The 21326-nt window shown below is 66.3% G+C and carries 8 protein-coding genes; all 8 read left to right on the top strand.

What is annotated here, in order from left to right:
* Positions 1 to 60: 60 nt before the first annotated feature.
* The 8 genes from PPA02S_RS21140 to PPA02S_RS21105 all read left to right on the top strand — a co-directional run bounded on the left by PPA02S_RS21140 (position 61) and on the right by PPA02S_RS21105 (position 21176).
* Entirely contained in the window at positions 61 to 13794 is a 13734-nt protein-coding gene (locus PPA02S_RS21140; protein ID WP_439646129.1) for a BapA/Bap/LapF family large adhesin, read from the top strand.
* A 64-nt stretch (positions 13795 to 13858) separates the two neighbouring features.
* The gene (locus tag PPA02S_RS21135) at positions 13859 to 15295 is read left to right on the top strand and encodes a TolC family outer membrane protein (RefSeq protein ID WP_028631627.1); all 1437 of its coding nucleotides are present in this window, start codon (positions 13859 to 13861) and stop codon (positions 15293 to 15295) included.
* A complete protein-coding gene (locus tag PPA02S_RS21130; RefSeq protein WP_028631628.1) occupies positions 15292 to 17454 on the top strand; it encodes a type I secretion system permease/ATPase in 2163 nt (720 codons plus the stop codon). The genes PPA02S_RS21135 and PPA02S_RS21130 overlap by 4 nt, the downstream gene beginning before the upstream one ends.
* Positions 17451 to 18635 (top strand): HlyD family type I secretion periplasmic adaptor subunit, encoded by a 1185-nt coding sequence (locus PPA02S_RS21125; protein WP_028631629.1) that lies wholly within the window; start codon positions 17451 to 17453, stop codon positions 18633 to 18635. Before PPA02S_RS21130 ends, PPA02S_RS21125 begins: the two co-directional genes overlap by 4 nt.
* A gap of 71 nt (positions 18636 to 18706) precedes the next feature.
* The gene (locus tag PPA02S_RS21120) at positions 18707 to 19606 is read left to right on the top strand and encodes a chemotaxis protein (RefSeq protein ID WP_028631630.1); all 900 of its coding nucleotides are present in this window, start codon (positions 18707 to 18709) and stop codon (positions 19604 to 19606) included.
* Between the two features lie 83 nt (positions 19607 to 19689).
* Positions 19690 to 20001, top strand: a complete 312-nt coding sequence (locus tag PPA02S_RS21115; RefSeq protein ID WP_028631631.1) for a hypothetical protein — start codon at positions 19690 to 19692, stop codon at positions 19999 to 20001.
* Positions 19998 to 20732 carry a YkgJ family cysteine cluster protein gene (locus PPA02S_RS21110; RefSeq protein ID WP_028631632.1) on the top strand — a complete coding sequence of 245 codons (735 nt, stop codon included), beginning with the start codon at positions 19998 to 20000 and terminating at the stop codon, positions 20730 to 20732. Before PPA02S_RS21115 ends, PPA02S_RS21110 begins: the two co-directional genes overlap by 4 nt.
* Before the next feature lie 219 nt (positions 20733 to 20951).
* Complete coding sequence (locus tag PPA02S_RS21105) at positions 20952 to 21176, top strand: hypothetical protein (protein WP_028631633.1); 225 nt, start codon at positions 20952 to 20954, stop codon at positions 21174 to 21176.
* Positions 21177 to 21326: the final 150 nt, after the last annotated feature.

Here is a 21326-nt window from a genome sequence, read left to right as displayed (position 1 = left end):
CTGGTCGGCCCTGGCGGCACTGCCCTGAGCGGGCGAGGCGAAGCCGGCGCCACTGTCGAAGTGCGTGACGCCGACGGTAATCTACTGGGCCGTGGCGTGGTCACTGCCAATGGCACCTTCCTGGTCAGCCTCGATCCTGCTGCACAGCCCGGCGAGCAATTGAGCCTGGTGCAGATTGACCCAAGCGGTAACGCTTCGGTTGCCGTGGATTACGAGGTTCCTCTTACCACCGCGCCGGAGAGCCCGACCAACCTGACCGTCAACGCGGACGGCACGGTTCTAACCGGCACAGCACCTGCCGGTGCTCGGGTAGAGGTACGCGGCACGGATGGAGCCCTGATCGGCAGCGCCACCGCCAATGCCGATGGCACCTTCAGCATCCCGCTCAATCCAGCCCAGGCCAACGGTGAATTGCTGGATGTGGTCGCCATTCAAGACGGCCTGTCTTCCCTCCCCGCTCAGGTCACAGCACCCGATATCACCGCACCTGCGGCACCGACCGAATTGGCCGTCAGTGCAGACGGGACTGTGATTACTGGTCGCGCAGAACCGGGTAGCACCGTACGTATATTGGCGGCTAACGGCACTGAGCTTGGCACCGCAGTGGTCGGCGCAACGGGCTTGTTCAGCATCAACCTGACGCCACCTCAAGTGGATGGCGAAGTGCTGCAAGCCACCGCCACTGATGCCGCTGGCAATATATCAACCGCCAGCACCGTGACCGCGCCGGACATCGATGGTGTGGACACCACGCCGCCAAACGCACCTATCGATTTGGTCATTGCTCTTGCCGGCACTCAGCTCACCGGTCGCGGCGAAGCCGGTGCTAGCGTGCAGATTCGTGATGCCGCAGGTAATGTCATCGCCACTGGGACTGTAGGACCGGATGGCACATTTGCAGTGTCGCTGAACCCCGCAGTGAAAGACGGCAGCACCCTGCAGGTTACCCTTACCGATGCCGCTGGCAACGTATCGCCCCCCGGCAGCGTCGCCTCGCCGGACCTCACTGCTCCCGCACAACCCACCGACCTGGCCCTGGCAGATGGCGTGACCTTCTCGGGTCGCGGTGAACCGGGCGCTACTGTTCAGGTGCGTGATGCCGCTGGCGCCCTGATCGGCACTGGCGTTGTCGGGGCTGACGGGCTGTTCAGCCTGACGTTGTCGCCAGCCCAAGCCAACGGCCAAGCCCTGGATGTACGGCTGGTCGATGCTACCGGTAACGTTTCTGCACCTCTGCAATTTGATGCACCCGACATCACCCCGCCCGATGCTGTGACCAATATCCTGGTCGGCCCTGGCGGCACTGCTCTGAGTGGGCGAGGCGAAGCCGGCGCCACCGTCGAGGTGCGAGATGCCGATGGCAATCTACTGGGCCGTGGCGTGGTCACCGCCAACGGCACCTTCCTGGTCAGCCTCGATCCTGCCGCACAGCCCGGCGAGCAATTGAGCCTGGTGCAGGTCGACCCAAGCGGTAACGCTTCGGTTGCCGTCGATTACGAGGTCCCTCTTACCACCGCGCCGGAGAGCCCGACCAACCTGACCGTCAACGCGGACGGTACAGTGCTCACCGGTACCGCACCCGCGGGTGCACGCGTCGAAGTCCGCGACACGGACGGCACGCTGATCGGCAGCGCCACCGCCGATGCCGATGGTACCTTCAACATCCCGCTCAATCCCGCTCAAGCCAACGGTGAATTGCTGGACGTAGTCGCCATCGAAAACGGCCTGTCTTCCCTGCCTGCCCAAATCACAGCCCCCGACATCACACCCCCGGCCACCCCAAGCGAACTGGCGATCAATGCAGATGGCACCCAGGTAAGTGGGCGCGGCGAGCCGGGCAGCACCGTCCGAGTCCTGGCTGCCGACGGCACCACGGTGCTAGGCAGCGTCGTGGTGGGTGCCACCGGCAGCTTCAGCGTCACCCTGGCCCCGCCACAAGTGAATGGCGAGGTGCTGCAAGTGACTGCCACCGATGGCGCCGGCAACGTCTCCGGCGCAGGCAGCATCACCGCCCCGGATATCGATGGCAGCGACACCACCCCGCCGCTCGCGCCCACTGACCTGGTCATCGGCTTGGCCGGCGCCCTGCTGAGCGGCCGAGGCGAAGCCGGCGCCACGGTGCAAGTGCGTGACACCCAAGGCAACCTGCTGGTCAGCGGCAGCGTGAACGCGGATGGCACGTTCCAGCTCACTCTCGACCCTGCAGTAAAGGATGGCAGCAGCCTGCAAGTAGTGCTCACTGATGCCGCAGGCAATGTTTCGCCACCGGCAACGGTAGTCAGCCCAGACCTGCAGGCCCCGGCACAGCCCACCGACCTTGCCCTGGACGCCGGGGCCACGTTTACCGGCCGCGGTGAACCTGGCGCCACCGTAGAGGTACGCACAGCGGCCGGCGTATTGGTCGGCACCGGCAGCGTTGCAGCAGACGGCACCTTCAGCCTTACCCTGTCGCCAACTCAAGCCAACGGTGAAGTGCTGGACGTACGCCTGGTGGACGCTGCTGGCAACCGCTCTACGCCACTGCAGTTCGACGCCCCGGACATCACCCCGCCAGCCCCCGTCAGCAACATCGTGGTCGGCAACGCCGGCCTCACCCTGAGCGGTCGCGGCGAAGCCGGCGCGTCTATCGAAGTGCGCGATGGCAATGGTGTGCTGATCGGCAGCGGCGTGGTGGGTGTCAACGGCACATTCCTGCTCAACCTTGACACGCCTGCCCTGCCCGGCGCGCAATTGACGCTCGTGCAGACCGACCCCAGCGGCAATGCTTCTCAGGCGCTGGTGTTCGAGTTACCGACCCTGCCGACGCCTGCCAGCCCAACTGGCCTGGTCGTTGCCGAGGACGGCAGCAGCATCAGCGGCACTGCCCCTGCTGGCAGCGGCGTGCAAGTACGCGATGCCGATGGCACGCTGGTAGGCAGTGTGGTGGTCGGGGCCGAAGGCACCTTCACCGTCCCCCTTCAACCTGCCCAGGCCAACGGTCAGTTGCTGGACGTGGTGGCCGTCGACAGCAATGGCGCCGCGTCGCTGCCCGTACAGATCACAGCGCCGGACATCACCCCGCCACAGGAACCGGGTCAGCTGCTGGTCAGCGCTGACGGTAGTGTGGTGACAGGCCGCGCCGAGGCCGGCAGCACCGTGCGCGTACTCGCGGCGGATGGCATCACGGTATTGGGCTCGGCTGTGGTGGGTGCCACCGGTGCCTTCAGCATCGGCCTGACACCTGCGCAGGTGGCGGGCGAGCAATTGCAGGTCACGGCCACCGACACGGCGGGCAATACCTCCGCCCCCGGGTTGGTGACTGCGCCGACCATCGACACCGGCATCGATACCACCCCACCCCAACCTGCAACAGACCTGGCCATCAGTGCCAACGGCGGCACCGTCTCGGGCCGTGGCGAAGCAGGCACCACCGTGCAGGTGCGCAATGACCAGGGGCAACTGCTGGCAAGCGCGACCGTGCAGGCCGACGGCAGCTTCGTGGTGCAGCTGCAGCCGCCAGTGGTGGATGGTTCTGCGCTGCAGGTCACCCTGACCGATGCGGCGGGTAACGTGTCTGCGCCGGTTTCGCTGAGCGCACCCGACCAGGTGCCGCCTGCGCAGCCAACTGACCTGGTACTCAATGCGGGCGTCACCCTGACCGGTACCGCCGAAGCCGGCGCACGGGTCGAGGTCCGCGATGCAGCAGGCAACCTGATCGGCAATGCCATCGTGCAAGGCTCAGGCACGTTCAGCCTCACGCTGACTCCGCCGCAGGCCAATGGCGAGGCACTGTCGATTACCGTGACCGACGCTGCCGGCAACACCTCACTGCCATTGGCCTACACCGCCCCGGACATCACCCCACCGGCCGCCATTACCGATGTGGTCACCGGCGCCGGTAGCCTTGCCGTTGCCGGGCATGGCGAAGCGGGTGCCACGGTGCAGGTACGCAATACCAATGGCGACGTGCTGGGCACCGCCACGGTGGCTGCCAACGGCACCTTCGTCGTGAACCTGGGTACTGCGCTGAGCGCAGGCGAGGCCCTGGTGCTGGTGCAAACCGATGCCGCCGGCAACACGTCCATTGCCACTAATGTGACCGTGCCGCAGGCGCCGATACCGGCCAGCCCGAGTGCAATCGTGGTGGCCGCTGACGGTAGCAGCGTCAGCGGTACTGCGCCGGCCAATAGCCAAGTTGAAGTACGCGACGCCCAGGGCACCCTGCTGGGCAGCGCCCAAGCCGGCGCCAACGGCGATTTCACCCTCGGCCTGCAACCGCCGCAGGCCAACGGTGAAACCCTGGACTTGGTAGCCATCGATAACGGTGGCAACCGCTCCCTGCCGGTGCAAGTGATTGCCCCGGACATCACCGCCCCCAGCGAGCCGACCGACCTGCAACTGAGCGCCAATGGCAGCGTGCTGACCGGCCGCGGTGAGGCCGGCACCACCGTCGAGGTCACCGATGCCCAGGGCACGCTGCTGGGTACGGCGCAGGTAGGCGCCAACGGCGTGATCAGCGTGCAACTGACCCCGCCACAAACCGATGGCCAGGTACTTGAAGTGGTGCTCCGCGATGCTGCCGGCAACAGCTCGAGCACTACTGTCACCGCACCCGACCTGGACGGCCCGCTGCAGCCGTCGGGTTTGACTATCGACACTGCCGGCCTGCACCTCACCGGGGTGGGCCAGGTTGGGTCGATCATCACCGTGCGCGCTGCAAATGGCGCTGTACTGGGTGTCACCACCGTCGGTGCCGATGGCCGCTTCGATGTCACCCTTGCAGCCGCGCAGCGCAATGGTGAAAACCTCACCGTCGAGGCGACCGACAGCCTGGGCAACAGCGCCGGGCCAGTGCCCTTCACGGCGCCCGATACCACACCACCGCTAGCCGTCACCGGTGCGGCGATCAACGGCGAAGGCAGCGTGGTCACAGGCACTGGCGAGCCAGGTGCGACAGTGAGCGTGCGCGCCCCGGACGGCACCGTGCTTGGCACTGCCCAGGTGGGCGCCAACGGCGCCTTCGAAGTAGCACTGGTGCCCCCGCAGACCAACGGCCAGATGCTGAGCATCGAGCAGCGCGACCTGGCCGGCAACCTGTCTGTGGCCGTTGACCTGATGGCGCCAGACAACGAGCCACCGGCAGTGCCCGGTGAACTCACCCTGACCGCCGATGGCGTGTTGCTGGCCGGCATCGGCGAACCGGGTGCACGGGTTACCGTTACCGGCAGCACTGGCACGACCCTCGGTACCGCCGTGGTGCAGGCAGATGGCAGCTTCAGCGTTACCCTCTCACCGCCCCAGCTCAACGGGCAGACCCTGTCGGTGACCCAGGCGGACCCCGCTGGCAACCTCTCACCTGCAGGCACCCTCATCGCGCCAGACCTGGAGCCACCTTTGCCAGCAGATGGGCTGGCGCTGAACTTGGCTGGCACACTGCTGACCGGCCAGGGTGAGGCGGGTACCACCGTTGAAGTACGCAGTGCCAGTGGTGCGTTGCTCGGCAGCGTGCTGGTAGATGCACAGGGCAACTTCGAGGTGTCACTCACCCCGCCACAAACCAACGGCGAAGTGTTGTCGGTGGTGTTGAGCGACAGCCAGGGCAATGTCTCCCCCTCGGCCACGTTCATCGCCGATGACATCACCCCACCCGCCACTGCCACCGGCCTTGCGATCAATCCGGGTGGTGACGCCCTGCAGGGCATCGGCGAGCCTGGTGCCACAGTAGAAGTGCGCAATGCCAACGGCGACATATTGGGCAGTGTGCAGGTGCCGGCAGGTGGCAACTTCACGGTGCCGCTGTCGCCCGCCCAGCTGGATGGCCAGTTGCTGAACGTGGTGTTGGTAGACGCTGCCGGCAACCCATCGCAACCTGGGCAGATCACCGCCCCCGACATCACCCCGCCTCAACTGCCCACCGGGGTGCAAGTGAGCGAAGACGGCATCGAGGTCTCCGGCAGTGCGCCGGGCGCAGCGACCGTGACCGTACGCGACAGCACCGGCCTGGAAATCACCGTGCCGGTCACTGGCGACGGCAGCTTCAGCGTCCCTCTGCCGACTCCGCTACTCAATGGTGAGCCGCTGACTGTGGTGGTCACCGACCAAGCGGGCAACGCCACCGCCCCCATCACCGTTACCGCCCCGGACACCACCCCACCGCTGCCGGCGACCAATGTCACCATCAGCCCCGATGGCGCTGTGGTAGGCGGCGGCGCCGAGCCTGGCAGCACGGTGGTTATCCGCAACCCCGATGGCAGCGAGCGCGGCAGTGAAACCGTGGGTGCAGATGGCACCTTCGTGGTACCGGTAGTGCCGCCGCTGGCGGCTGGCGAAACCGTTACCGTGGTGGTGGTCGACCCGGCAGGCAATACGTCTCCCGATGTGCCGCTGGCAGGCCCGACCGGCAATGAACTGGCCACCCCGAGTGGCCTGGCCATCAGCGCCGACGGGTTCCTGCTGACCGGGCAAGGCACCGTGGGGTCGCTGATTACCGTGACCTCGGCAGGGGCAACGCTCGGCACCGCCACAGTGGGCAGTGATGGCATCTTCCGCGTGTTCTTCCTGAATGCGCAACTCAATGCCCAGACGTTGCACGTGACCGCTCGCGCCAGCGCTGGCGGGCAGCCTTCGGTGCCTGCCACCGTAGTGGCAGAAGACACCACGGCACCGGACGCCCCCACCGCCATTGCCATCGACCGGATTGGCAGCACGCTGACCGGCCAAGGGGAAGTCGGCGCCACCGTCAGGGTCACGGATGGCCAGGGCAACCTGTTGGGTACGGCGACCGTGGCCGCCAACGGCTTGTTCACGGTCAACTTCGTCCCTGCCGTGGTCAACGCACAGAACCTGGTGGTGACCCAGGCCGATGCCGCCGGCAACGTGTCGCTGGCGGCCACCTTGCAGGCACCCGACCTGCAGGCCCCACCGGCCGCCAGCAACCTTAGCCTCAACAGTGCCGCCACGGTGCTCAGCGGGCAGGGCGAGGCCGGCGCCACCGTCACGGTACGTGATGCCAGCGGCGCCGTGCTGGCTACCGGTACGGTCAACCAGAGCGGGCAGTTCCAGGTCACCCTGCCCAGCGCCCAGGCCACCGGCAGTGCCCTGCAGGTAACCTTGAGCGATGCTGCGGGTAACGTGTCCGGCCCTGCCAGCGTGCTGACGCCCGACCGCACCCCGCCTGCGGCGGTGGGCAACCCGCAGCTGAGCCTGGATGGCCGGCAGCTGTCCGGCAGCGGTGAGCCAGGCGCCACGGTGCAGGTGCGCAACGCCTCCGGCGCCGTACTGGGCACTGCCAGCGTGGGTGCCGATGGCCGCTTCACTGTGGTGTTCGATACGCCGCAGGCCAGTGGCCAGGCGATTGGGGTAACCCAGGTAGACGCAGCCGGCAACACGTCCACCGCTGTCACGCTGCTCACCCCGGACCTGACCCCGCCCGCTGCGCTGACCAACGTAGCCCTGAACAACAATGGCCTGACCCTCACCGGCCTGGGTGAAGCAGGCGCCACGGTTACCGTGCGCGGCATCGACGGCACCATCATCGGTACCGGCCTGGTCGCGGCCAATGGCAGTTTCACCCTGACCCTGGACAGCGCCCAGCTCAATGCCCAGCGCCTGAGCGTGACCCAGACCGACGCCGGCAACAACACCTCGCCCGCCGTGGCGATCACCGCACCGGACTTCACGCCACCGGCTGCGCCCGCCAATCTGCTGTTGGCGGCCAGTGGGTTGCAACTCACCGGCAGTGCCGAGGCAGGCAGCACGGTGGCCGTGCGCGATGCCACTGGCAGTGTCCTGGGCTCTGCTCGGGTGGCCAGCAACGGCACCTTCCAGATCACCCTGGATACGCCACAGACCAACGGGCAGACCTTGCAGGTAACGGCGACCGATGCCGCAGGCAATGTGTCGCCCGTGGCCACCTATACGGCCCTGGACACCACACCGCCAGCAGCGGTGACCAACCTGGCCGTGTCGGCCGACGGCACCTCCCTGGTAGGCCATGGTGAAGTGGGGGCCACGGTCAGGGTCAGCGCCGCCGACGGCACCCTGCTGGGCACTGCCCAGGTCGCAGCGGATGGCCGCTTCAGCGTCGCCCTCGACCCAGCCGCGCCTGTAGGCACGCTCTTGAGCGTGGTGCAGGCCGATGCGGCGCAGAACCTCTCGGTTGCCCAGACCATAACGGCACCTGGCGTGCTTGCACCGCAGACACCCGAAAACCTGACGCTGGCCGCCAACGGCCTGTCGGTGTCAGGCACGGCCGCCAGTGGCACCACGGTCAGGGTCTATGGCCCCAACGATGAATTGCTGGGCAGTGGCCAGGTAGCCAACGATGGAACCTTCACCGTCAACCTGGGCAGCGCCCAGGCCAACGGCGAGGTTCTGCGGGTAGACGCGCTCGGCACCGATGGTGCGGTGTCGCTGCCTGCAACCCTGCAGGCCCCTGACACCACTGCGCCGCAACCACTGAGTGCACTGGTGCTGTCCAACGACGGCCTGGTACTGACCGGCCTCGGTGAGCCCGGTGCAACCGTGACCATTACCGGCGCAGGCGGCGTCGACCTCGGCACCGCTGTGGTGAACACCGATGGCCGCTTCAGCGCCACCCTGCTGGTGGCCCAACTCAACGGCGAAGTGTTGAGCGCCAGCCAGACCGACGCGGCCGGTAACGAGTCCAACAGCGTCAGCCTGGTGGTGCCTGACCGCATCGCACCCGAGCCTGCCCAGGGCCTGGCATTTGCCGGCGGCGGTTCGCTGCTCAACGGCACGGGCGAGGCAGGCGCAGCGGTACGGGTATTGGCTGCCGACGGCAGTGTGCTGGGCACCTCGACCGTGCGCGGCGACGGCACCTTCCAGGTCAGCCTGGCGGCGCCCCAGGCCAATGGGCAACAAGTGGAAGTGCTGCTCACCGATGCGGCCGGCAACCAGTCGCTCCCCAGCGTCATAACCGCACCGGACACCACACCGCCGGCTGCCCCCGGCGAGCTCGCCATCTCCAGCAACGGTGTCACCATTACGGGCCGTGGCGAAGCCGGCGCGCTGGTCACGGTGAAAAACGCCGAGGGTGAAACCCTTGGCAACGCCACGGTAGACGCCAGCGGCCACTTCACCCTTGACCTCAACCCCGCGCTGAGCAATGCCGAATTGCTCAGCTTCACCCAGGCAGACGCTGCCGGTAACGTATCTGCAGTGGCGACCCTGCAAACGCCGGACTTCACCCCACCTGACGCCCTCACCCAAGTCACCATCAACGCCGACGGCAGCGTGGTCACCGGCCGGGGTGAGGCCGGCGCCACGGTCACCGTCAGCAACGCGGCCGGCGTACGGCTTGGCACCGGCACGGTGCTTGCCGATGGCAGCTTCCGCGTGGAACTGTCGCCTGCGCAAATCGACAACCAAGTGCTGTCGGTACAACAGGCCGACCCACCCGGCAACGTCAGCGAACCGGTCAGCGTAGTGGCACCAGACCTGACCCCGCCGGCCGCAGCCACGGCGTTGCAGCTGAGCGTGGCGGGTGACACGCTGGGCGGTATCGGCGAACCGGGCGCCACCGTGCGGGTATTCGTCGGCACCACCCAGATCGGTACCGGCCAGGTGACACCAGCCGGCATCTTCACCGTGCAACTGGACGCTGCCCAGCTCAACGGCCAGGTGCTGCAGGTAACCCTGACCGACGCGGCGGGCAACGTCTCCCCCATCAGCAGCCTCACAGCCCTGGACATCACCCCACCGGCTGCCGTGGTAGCCACCATCAACGACAGTGGTACCCAGGTGGTGGGCACGGCCGAAGCCGGCGCGCGCGTCACTGTGCTGAACAATGCAGGCGACCTGGTTGGTCAGGGCGTGGTGGCGGCTGATGGCACCTTCGTGTTGGCGTTGGTGCCGGCTCAGGTCAACGGCCAGACACTCTCGGTGATTGCCCAGGATGCTACCGGCAATCCATCACCGGCTCTGGCACTCGATGCGCCTGACCTGACACCCCCGGTACAGCCGTCAAACCTGGTGCTGGACCCCTTGGGCGCGACACTGACCGGTACTGCAGAGGCAGGCAGCACCATTAGCGTACGCGGCCCGAACGGTGCCGAAGTGGGTACTGTGCAAGTGCCAGAGGGTGGGGCTTTCACGGTTGCGCTGAACCCTCTGCAGAACAACGGCCAGTTGCTCACCATCGTGTCTACAGACGCGGCCGGCAACGAGTCGATACCTGCGACCCTGCAGGCCCGGGATACCTCCCCCCCTGCCCCCGTCACCGACCTGGCGGTGGACAACACGTTCACCGTGATCACGGGCCGTGGCGAACCTGGCGCCACCGTCACCATCAGCAAGAACAACCAGGTGATCGGCACTGGCGAGGTAAGCGAGGCGGGTACGTTCCAGATCGTCACGCAGCCAGCCGCAGGGTCGGTGGCCAGCCTGGTGATCTACCAGACCGACGCGGCGTCCAACACCTCTGCCAGCGTGACGTACATCACCCCCTTGGCAGCGCCACCCGTGCCGCCCACCAACGTAGTGCTGGCCGGCGACGGCCTGACGCTGACGGGCAACGCGCCTACCGGTACCGGCATTCGGGTTTACGATGCCGCGGGCAATCAGATCGGCGTGGGCGGCACTACCCTCAACGGCGCCTTCAGCCTACAACTGAATACACCGCAACTGAACGGCCAGCAACTGACGGTAACCGCCGTGGCGCTGGTGGGGGGCGAATCGCAGCCAACCTTCGTGGTGGCAGCGGACATCACCCCACCGGCCAGCCCGGTGGTAATCGCACTGTCGCCCAATGGCCTGGTACTGACCGGCAGCGGCGAGGCAGGTGCCACCGTCACCGTGCGTGATGCCAGCAATGCCGTGCTGGGCACTGCGGTGGTGAATACCGCCGGCAACTTCAGCGTCAACCTGAATGCTGCCCAGTTGAACGGCCAGGTGTTGAGCGTGAGCCAGGCCGACCGAGCAGGCAACGTGTCTGCCAGCACCAGCTTCACCGCTGCCGACGTGCAGCCCCCCGCCGCACCCACCAACGTTGCCGTAAACGACACAGGTACTGTACTGACCGGCAACGGTGAGGCGGGCGCTACCGTGACCGTGCAGGGCCCTGGTGGGCAGGTGGGCAGCGGCCTGGTGCAGGCCAATGGCACCTTCAGCATTACCCTGACCACACCACAGAACGACGGCCAGTTGCTGGTGGTGCGCCAGGCCGATGCGGCTGGCAACCTGTCGGGCAGTGTCAGCCTGGCCGCCCCGGACATCACGCCACCGGCCGCACCCGTGGCCACCATCAACGCCCTGGGTACTGCGGTAAGCGGCTCTGGCCAGGTGGGTAGTACAGCCACCGTGCGCAACAGCGCAGGTACCGTGCTGGGGACCGCGACGGTGGGCAGCAACGGGCTGTTCGTGGTCAGCCTGGCCGCTGCGCAAATCGACAACCAGGCCCTCACGGTGACGCTTACCGACGGTGCAGGTAACGTCTCGACCAGCACTGCGCTGACCGCGCCAGACCTCACCCCGCCCGCCGCTGCCGGCAACCTGCAGTTCAGCGCCGACGGCAGCAGCCTGACCGGTACCGGTGAAGTGGGTGCCACGGTCACCGTACGCAGTGCCACCGGCACAGTGCTGCAGACCGGCACGGTGCAGGCCAACGGTACCTTCACCCTCACCCTGAACCCGCCGCAGGACAACGGCCAGGTGGTGTCTGTCACCCTCAGCGACCCACGCGGTAACCTGTCCGGCAATGTCACCGTAACGGCGCCCGATGTGGATGCCAACGCGCCGGTCATTGCCAGCGACAACCTGGCCACCGCCGTGGTCAACCTGGCGCCGGTGGTGAGCACGCGGGTGTACCAGGACACGTTCAGCACCTTGCTCGCGGGCTTCAGCAAAACTTTCACCTGGACCGTCGCAGCCGGGACCACGGCTGACCCTACCCTGACACTGAGCACCGACAGTGCCCTGGCGCTGCTGGACAACGCCACCTTCACCCTGCAGGTGAAGAATGCCAGCGGCAACTGGGTAACCCTGGCGACCGGCAACAGCCAGGGCCTGCTCGACCTGGTGCTGCTGCCGCTGGGCCAGGGCATACGCGTGGGCATCGGTGAACTGCTGGCCGGTGACTATCGGCTGACGGTAGGCAGCGGCGGTATCGGCCTGCTGACCACCGTGACGACCGCGCTGGAGGTGCAAACCACCAGCCTGACGCAGTTCACCGGTACCGGCACTGCCGCTTCGGGCAACGTGATTACCGATGTGGGCATTGACGGCAGCGTGGACGCACGCGGCCCCGACAGCGAAGCGGTGCTACAGGTGCTCAAGGCCGGCAGCTACATCAGCGCAGGCAGCGCCACCACCGTGCAAGGGCTGTATGGCACGCTGGTGATCCGCGGGGATGGCAGCTACACCTACACCCCCAACGGCAGCCCCGCCAGCGTTGGCAAGGTGGATGTGTTCAGCTACCAGCTGGTGCACCCAAACGGCAAATCCGACACGGCCAACCTGTATGTGCGCATCGATAGCCCGCAGGCTGCCGAAACCTGGAATGACAACAACTACGCAGCGCCTGCCACCGTGGTGGATGCGGTGAACGACGTAGACAACACCAACATCAGCCTGGTTAACCTGCAGACCTCCAGCAGTACCACGTTCGCGGCGCTGTCGCTGCCAGTGCTCGGCAGCCGCTCGGCAACCTACACAACCACCGTGGCGGCCAATACCTCCGCCGACCTGCAAGTGGTGCTCAACTCCACCAACCTGCTGGGCCTGCTCAATGGCACCACGCTGGAGCTGCTCAAGCTCAACCCCACCACCGGGCAGTACGTGACCGTGCAGACCGTGGCCGGTACCTCGCTGCTCAGCCTGCTGGGCGGGGGCGCCGGGTACACCTTCCAGAACCAGGGGACGGGTACCTACCACGTGCGCGTAACGGCCGGCGGTATCGGCCTGCTCAGCTCGCTCACTACCACCGTCAATGCCACGGCCACTCACCTCAACGAGTTCGTGGTCGGCAACTACACGCCTGTGTCAGGCAACCTGCTGACCGACGGCGCGGGGGCGGACAACCTGGGCTCGCCACTGACGGTGCTCAGCGTGCTGACCGCAGCCAACACCTTCACCCTGCCCGGCTACAACGGTGCCAGCGTGCAGGGCACGTACGGCACCTTGGTGGTGTTTGCCGACGGCAGCTACAACTACACACTCAACGCCGGGCTGACCTCGACAGTGGTCGGCCAGAAAGAAACCTTCACCTACGAGCTGACCCACCCCAATGGCACCACCGACACGGCCACACTCACCATCAACCTGGACCCTGTCACCGGCTTCACAACCAACAGTGCCTTGGTGGCAGATGCCAGTGACGAAGGGGGCGCGCTGACCACCCTGGCGGCGGCAACCGTCGGCGAGGTGGCCGTCGACAGCGATGATGGCAGCGACACGGCGGTGGCCAGCCACGCTGCTGCCGGCACCCAGCTCACCGTGGACAGCGGTTTCGTCAGCGTGGATACCGGCACCGGCAACGATGCCCTGCTGTGGGGCGGTGGCGATGCCAGCATCGACCTGACCAACCTGGCCGGGCAGGTGCACGACCTGGAAGTGATCGACCTCAACGCCACCAGCGCCGTGGCGCTCACCCTCAGCTTGGCTGACGTGGTGGCGGTGACCGACAGCGCCAACGACACCTTGATCATCAAGGGTGACGAGCACGACACGGTGCTGATGACCGACACCTGGAACCGCATCGGCAACCACAGCCTGGACGGTATCGACTATAACCAATACACGGCCCAGGAGGACCCGAGCCATCAATTGTGGGTACAGAACGGTATTCATGTGGTTTGAAGCCGTTGCACACCCGCCGGGTTTACCCGGCGGCATGGATGATGATCAGCAGTAAGGACACTCAGTGAAGCGAAGCAGTGCGCTGTCACCGTTGTTGCTGGGGGCCTTCGGGCTCCTGGCCATGAACCTTTACCCGGCGGCCCAGGCCGCCGATGACCTGGACCCGACGTTGCGCCAAATTGGCCCATCGCTGTTGCGCGATGCGCCAGGTGCCGTACCCACCCGCCCCGCCACCGGCATGGCGCCGGTCGCCAGCGCCCAGCGCCTGGGGTTGTCCGATGCGGTGCTGCAGGCTGCGCAATGGCACCCGAGTATCGCCGAGGCCATCGGCGACCTCTACAAGCAGGGCGAGGGCATCAACGTCGCCCGCGCGGGCTATTACCCGCAGATTTCCGGGGGTATCCGCACCGGCTATGACACCGGCTATGGGGGCGACCGCAACAGCCAGGCGGTAAACCTTTCGCTCAAGCAGATGCTGTACGACTTCGGCAAGGTGGACCATGCGGTCAGTGCCGCCCAGGCCGCTGCCGCCCGTGCCCAGGCCAACATCCTGCTGGTAGTGGACGACCTGGCGCGCGATACCGCCTATGCCTGGATCGAAACCCGCCGCTACGAGCAGTTGATCGCCATCGCCCGCGAGCAGATCCGCGGGGTCGGTGACATTGCCAGCATGGCCCGTCAGCGCAGCGACATGGGTGCCAGTACCCGTTCCGACGTGGTGCAGGCCGAGTCCCGGGTGCAAAGCGCCCGCGCCGTGCTGGAAGAATACCGTTCGCAGTACGAACGCTGGCGTTCCACCCTGGCCGCCTTGCTGGGGCGCGTCACGCCCGTCTCCCTCACCGAGCAGCCGCCCCCGGAACTGGCCCAGGCTTGCCAGCGCCCGGCGCAGGGCGACGAGCGCCTGCCAGGTGTGCTGATGGCCCTGGCCCAGCGCGCTCAGGGCCAGGCCGAACTGGCCCAGGCCAAGGCCGAGGCTTACCCGACGGTGTCGTTGCAGCCGCAGGTCAACCACTACCTGGACAACGACTACAACCGCGACAACGGTCGCCTGGACCGAACCCAGGCCGGTATCTACCTGAACGTGGAAGTGCCTATCTACCAGGGCGGGGCCATCAGCGCGCGCACCCGGGCAGCCGGCTATGCGCTCACCGCCGCCGACTCCGCCGAAGACGCCGCCCGCCTGCAGGCGCGCCGTGGGCTGGCCGAAGCCATGGCGCAAACCTCCGGCCTGGGCCGTCGCCTGGGTTCGCTGGAAGCGCGCCAGGTCAGCATTCAGGAGGCGCGCATGCTGTACGGCCGCCAATACCTGGACCTGGGCACCCGGCCACTGCTCGACCTGCTGAACGCCGAGCAGGAAATCTACCAATCACGTTTCGAGCTGGCCGGCACCCGCTCCGACCTGCTGCGCCTGGACGTGGACTGCCTGTACAACACCGGCGCTCTGCGGGCCGCCCTGGGCCTTGAGGGGCGCAACCTGCAAGGTGTGGAGATCCAGCCATGAGCGACCCGATCAATGTGACGCTGCCTGAACAGGCCGCGGCCCCTGCACCCGCGCCCCGCGCAGACCTGGGCCCGTGGCTTGAGGTGATGCTGCAGGTGGCCCACCACTACCGCCTGGACGTATCGCCCCAGCGTATCCGCCTGGCGGCTGACGAAGATGCCCGCCCGCTGGACGAAATCCTGCGCCACATGGCGCGCCAGGCGGGCCTGGCGCTGCGCTTCGTGCGCTTCGACGCCAAAGGGCTGCGCCAGTGGCGCACGCCGCTGGTGCTGGAGCTGGACGACGGCCAGCTGGCGGTGGTGGAGTCGGTCACCCAGGAAGACGAACTGGCCGTGGTGTTTGCCGGCGATCAAGGCCTCGCATCACGCCTGCCACGCGATACCCTGGTGGACAGAATCACCCGCGTCGCCCTGCTGCGCCCGGCACGCCCGCTGCGCGACGTGCGCACCGACGACTACACCGCCCCCTACGACCGCCACTGGTTCGCCCGCATCGTGCTGCGCGACCTGCGCCCCTATGGCCAGGTGATGGTCGCTTCGCTGGTGGCCAATGTGCTGGCGCTGGCGGGTGTGCTGTTTTCCATGCAGGTGTACGACCGGGTGATCCCGGCCGAATCGCTGCCCACCCTGTACGTGCTGTTTGGTGGTGTGGTGCTGGCGCTGGTGTTCGACTTCAGCATGCGCCTGTTGCGGCTGAAGGTGACCGACCTGCTGGGCAAGCGTGCAGACCTGCGGGTGAGCGACCTGGTGTACGGGCATGCCCTGCGCCTGCGCAACTCGGTACGGCCCAAATCCACCGGCTCGTTCATCTCGCAATTGCGCGAGCTGGAGTCGGTGCGTGACCTGATCACCTCCAGCACGGCCACGGCGCTGGCCGACCTGCCCTTCTTCCTGTTGTTCCTGCTGGTGTTCTGGCTGATCGGCGGCGTGCTGGTGTTCGTGCCGCTGGTGGCCTTGCTGGCCATGGTGCTGCCGGGCCTGCTGGCGCAGCGGCGCCTGGCCCGGCTGGCCAATGCGTCGATGCGCGAGTCGTCGCTGCGCAATGCCATGCTGGTGGAAAGCGTGCAAGGCCTGGACGAAATCAAGGCACTGCAGGCCGAGGCGCGCTTCGAGCGGCAATGGAACCAGTACAACGCCGCCTGCGCCCACACCAACCTGCGCCTGCGCACACTCACCAATGGCCTGGTGGCCTGGACGCAGAACGTACAGGGCGCGGTGTTCGCCGTGGTCATCGTCATCGGCGCGCCCATGGTCATTGCCGGGGACCTCACCACCGGCAGCCTGGTGGCCGCGTCCATGCTGTCTTCGCGCATGATGGCGCCGCTGGCCCAGCTTACTCATGTGCTCACCCGCTGGCAGCAGGCCAAGGTGGCCTTGCAGGGGCTGGACAAGCTGATGCAGTCGCCCGTCGACCACCCGGAGGGTGAGGCACGGGTGCACCTGCCCGCCATTCGCGGGGAGTACAGCCTGCGCCAGGCCACCTTCCGCTACAGCGAAGACACCCCACCGGTGCTCAACATCGCCCGGCTGGACATTCGCCCAGGCGAACGCATTGCCGTACTGGGTCGCAACGGTGCAGGCAAGTCGACACTGCTGCAGGCCCTTGCCGGCGCAATGGACCTGAGCCAGGGTGAAGTCAGCCTGGATGGCATCGCCATGGCCCACCTCGACCCTGCCGACCTGCGCCGCGACGTGGGGCTGCTCGCCCAGTACGCACGGCTGTTCCACGGCACCCTGCGGGAAAACCTCACCCTGGGGGCCGGGCAAGCCAGCGACCAGGAACTGGTGGCTGCGCTGGCTGCCACCGGCGCCCTGGACTTCGTGCGACGCCTGCCCAAGGGCATGGACCACCTGATTCTGGAGGGCGGGCTGGGGTTGTCTGGCGGCCAGCGTCAGGCCCTGGTGCTGTCACGCCTGCTGGTGCGCCAGCCGCAGGTGCTGCTGCTGGATGAGCCGACCGCCTCGCTGGACGACATCACCGAACGCCGGCTGCTGGATAACCTCGACCGCTTCTGCCAGGGCCGCACCCTGGTGATCGCCACCCACCGCCTGAGCGTGCTGCAGCGGGTAGACCGCATCGTGGTCCTCGATGGCGGGCGGGTCGTCATCGATGATGCGCGCGAAGCCGCGCTGGCCAAGCTGCAAGGAGCGCAGGCATGAGCAACCATGAACTCCCCGCCTCTTACCTCGATGGGCAGGACGACCAGGCGGTGTTCCGCGCCAGCCGCCTGATCACCTTGTGCGCTCTGATGCTGGCGGCGTTCCTGGCCTGGGCGGCCTGGTTCGAAGTGACCGAGGTATCCACCGGCACTGGCAAGGTCATCCCCAGTTCGCGGGAGCAGGTGATCCAGTCGTTCGAAGGCGGAATCGTCGCGCAGATGAGTGTGGCCGAAGGCGACCTGGTCGAGCGTGGCCAGGTGCTGGCTCAGCTCGACCCGACCAAGACGGCCTCCAGCGTGGGCGAGAGCGAGGCCAAGTACCGCGCGGCAAAGGCCAGCCAGGCGCGCCTGCAGGCAGAGGTCACTGGCAAGCCCCTGGTGTTTCCGCCCGGTTTGCGCGAATCGCCGGAGCTGATTGATGCCGAAACCGCGCTGTACCAGACCCGCCGCCGTGGCCTGGAGCAGACCCTGGCCGGCATCGAGGACTCGCTGCGGCTGGTGCGCAGCGAGCTGAAAATCACCGAAAACCTGGCCAAGATGGGCGCTTCCAGCCGGGTGGAGGTGATTCGCCTGAACCGCCAGCGCTCGGAACTGGAACTCAAGGCCACCGAGGCGCGGTCGGACTACCTGGTGCGCGCCAGGGAAGAACTGGCCAAGGCCAGTGCCGAGGCCGACAGTTTGTCGGAGGTCATTCGTGGGCGCAGCGATTCGCTCACCCGCCTGACGCTGCGCTCGCCGGTGCGGGGTATCGTCAAGGACATCGAGGTCAATACCTTGGGCGGCGTGGTGCAACCGGGCGGCCAGGTGATGAAGATCGTGCCGATGGACGAACGCCTGCTGATCGAAACCCGCATCGCACCGCGCGACATCGCCTTCATCCACCCCGACCAGCAGGCCAAGGTAAAGATCAGCGCCTATGACTATTCGGTGTATGGCGGCCTGGATGGCAAGGTGGTGGGGATCTCGCCCGATACCCTGCAGGACGAGGTTAAACCGGAAATCTACTACTACCGGGTGTTCATCCGCACCGAGCAGGACAGCCTGCAGAACAAGGCTGGCAAGCACTTTGCGATCGTGCCGGGGATGATTGCCACGGTGGATATCCGCACCGGCGAAAAGACCATCCTCGACTACCTGATCAAGCCGCTCAACCGGGCCAAGGAGGCGTTGCGCGAACGTTAGTCAATCCACCCTAAAGCCTGCACGGAACAGGCCGATAGCCTGTTATCCCCTGTTCCCCACCGAAGGTCACCATGGCCACGCAAAATGCCCGCGCGGACGCTTTGTCCCTGCTGCTGTTCACCCTGCGCAGCGGCAAGCTGATGGCAATCAACCTGCTCAAGGTCAGCGAAATCATCCCCTGCCCAGCGCTGACCAAGCTGCCTGAATCGCACCCGCACGTGAAGGGCGTGGCCACCTTGCGTGGCCACCCGCTGTCGGTCATCGACCTGTCCCGCGCCATCGGCGAGATGCCGCTGGCCGACCCGAACGGTGGCTGCCTCATCGTCACCGAGATCAGCCGCTCGCGCCAGGGCCTGCACGTGCAGGCGGTAAGCCGCATCGTGCATTGCCTGAGCACCGACATCAAACCCCCGCCCTTCGGCTCGGGCAACCGCTCGTTCATCACCGGTGTAACGCGGGTGGACAACGCCCTGGTACAGGTACTGGACATCGAAAAAGTCATCCACGGCATCGCCCCGCCTGCGCCGGAGCCTCACCCTGGTGGGCTCAGCGAGGAAGATGCCAGCCTGCTGGCCGCTGCCAACATCCTGGTGGTGGACGACAGCAACGTGGCCCTGCAGCAGTCGGTGCATACCCTGCGCAACCTGGGCATCGAATGCCGCACCGCACGCAGTGCCAAGGACGCCATCAACGTGCTGCTGGAACTGCAAGGCACGGCGCAGGAAATCAACATCATCGTCTCGGACATCGAGATGAGCGAAATGGACGGCTACGCGTTCACCCGCACCTTGCGCCAGACCCCGGACTTTCAACACCTCTACGTGCTGCTGCACACCTCGCTGGACAGTGCCATGAGCAGCGAGAAGGCGACCCAGGCCGGGGCCAACGCCATCCTTACCAAATTTTCTTCCCCGGAGCTGACCGACTGCCTGGTGGTGGCGGCGCGGGCCGTGGTGTTCGCCGAGCGCTGACCGGCTGTGACCACACCCGGCTTGCCCTCAGGTGTGACTGGGGCATAATTCCCTCTCAGCCAGCGACCTGTGGGAAGCCATTCATGAAGTGCCTCAGCTCCATTGTGATCAGTTGCGCCCTGTTCAGCGGCGTTGCCCAAGCCTCCAGCAATGAGGCCTGGAACGAACACCGCCAGCAGATGATCAAGGCGTGCCTGGCCGCCAGCCAGTTCAAGAACGCCCATGCCCGCGGCAAGCCTGCAGAGTTCGATGACCGGGTGGCCATGAGCGCCCTGCTGATTGAAGGCGTGTACCCGCAAAAGCACATGAAGCAGCGCACCGGCACCGAGCTGTGCCTGTACGATCGCCGTCAGCAGCAGGCGTACGTCAGTGAGTGGAGCCCGCAGAGCAAGTGACCGACAGCCTACGTTTCGCCTGCACCGGTTGCGGCAAGTGCTGCACCGGGCATCACGTACCCCTGACCTTGAGCGAGGCCCGCCAGTGGGCGGATGCGGGTGGGCAGGTGGTGGTTCTGATCGAGGCGTTCGTGACGGACGGCCCGGGCATGCCGGCTGAGCAGCGCGACCATGTGCTGCGTCGCTCCCACCCGGTGCCGTGCGGCAGTGGTGAGGCCCGGGTGTCGGTGACCTTCGCCGCCTTCAACCCGGGCCGTTGTCGCAACCTGGACGACAACGACCTGTGCACCATCTACGAGCAACGGCCGCTGGTGTGCCGTATCTACCCGGTAGAAATCAACCCGCATATCCCGCTGCGGCCGGAGAGCAAGGACTGCCCACCCGAAGCCTGGCAGCAGGGCCCGCAACTGATTCACGGCACACAGTTGCTGGATGCTGGCCTGGAGGCGTTGGTGCAGGCATCCCGCCAGGCTGACCGTGACGACATCGCCGCGAAGGTTGCGGTGTGCCAGAGGCTGGGCATGACCACCAGCGCAGTGAAAGGCAATGGCTTTACCGCCTACCTGCCCGACATGGGCGCTTTCGCAACGGCCCTGTCGCAGGTTGCAGAAACCGACGGTGAGCGCTGGACCTTGCATGTGGAGAATGAAGCACTGGTTTCAGACTTGCAGGCCTGGGGGATGCAAACCACCAGCGAACCGCCTGTTTATTACGCTTTTATCGGGTTCTGAACGCCCCTATTGATTGCGCACGCCTGCCCCAGGCGTAACGGGCGATGGGCTTGAAAGGCTCTAGCCCGCAGGTTTACGCCTGGACGCCACCTGTTTGCCGAAGATAGTTACCTTTCGTGCAAGAGTGCTTATCCAACTTCACTCTGTTTCCAAGGCCGGTGAAGGGCTAACTTCAGCCCTGTCCTCATTAACACTTGCACCGCAAGAAGGTAGTTACAAATGTCCAACAGTATGGGTATTGCCAGCGTGTTCGTCCTGTCTTCCCTGTTGTTGTCACCCCTGGCCATGGCCGAAGAGTCCCCGGCGTTCGTCGCCCGCAATGCAGCATTCGCCAGCACCCACGAAGAGGCTCGCGAAGCCGTTGCCGCACAACAGCTGGATGCCGTGAAAGGCGCAAAACAGACCGCTGCAAAAGCTACCGTGGATGCCAATGCCGACAGCTGAAGCCGCTGTGCCGCGGTGGGCCTTGGGTGACATGGCCAGGGTTTGTGTCGATATGTTAGCCTTTGAAAGCCGCTGCCGATCAGCGGCTTTTTTTATAGGCGCTGGTTTTCTGCCCGGCCCTATCGTCCCTTGATATAAAGCGCAAACATC

The sequence above is a fragment of the Pseudomonas parafulva NBRC 16636 = DSM 17004 genome, from assembly GCF_000730645.1.
GTDB classification, from domain to species: Bacteria; Pseudomonadota; Gammaproteobacteria; order Pseudomonadales; family Pseudomonadaceae; genus Aquipseudomonas; species Aquipseudomonas parafulva.
The sequence above is the reverse complement of the archived record's forward strand: the minus strand, read 5'-3'. Positions and strand labels throughout refer to the sequence as shown.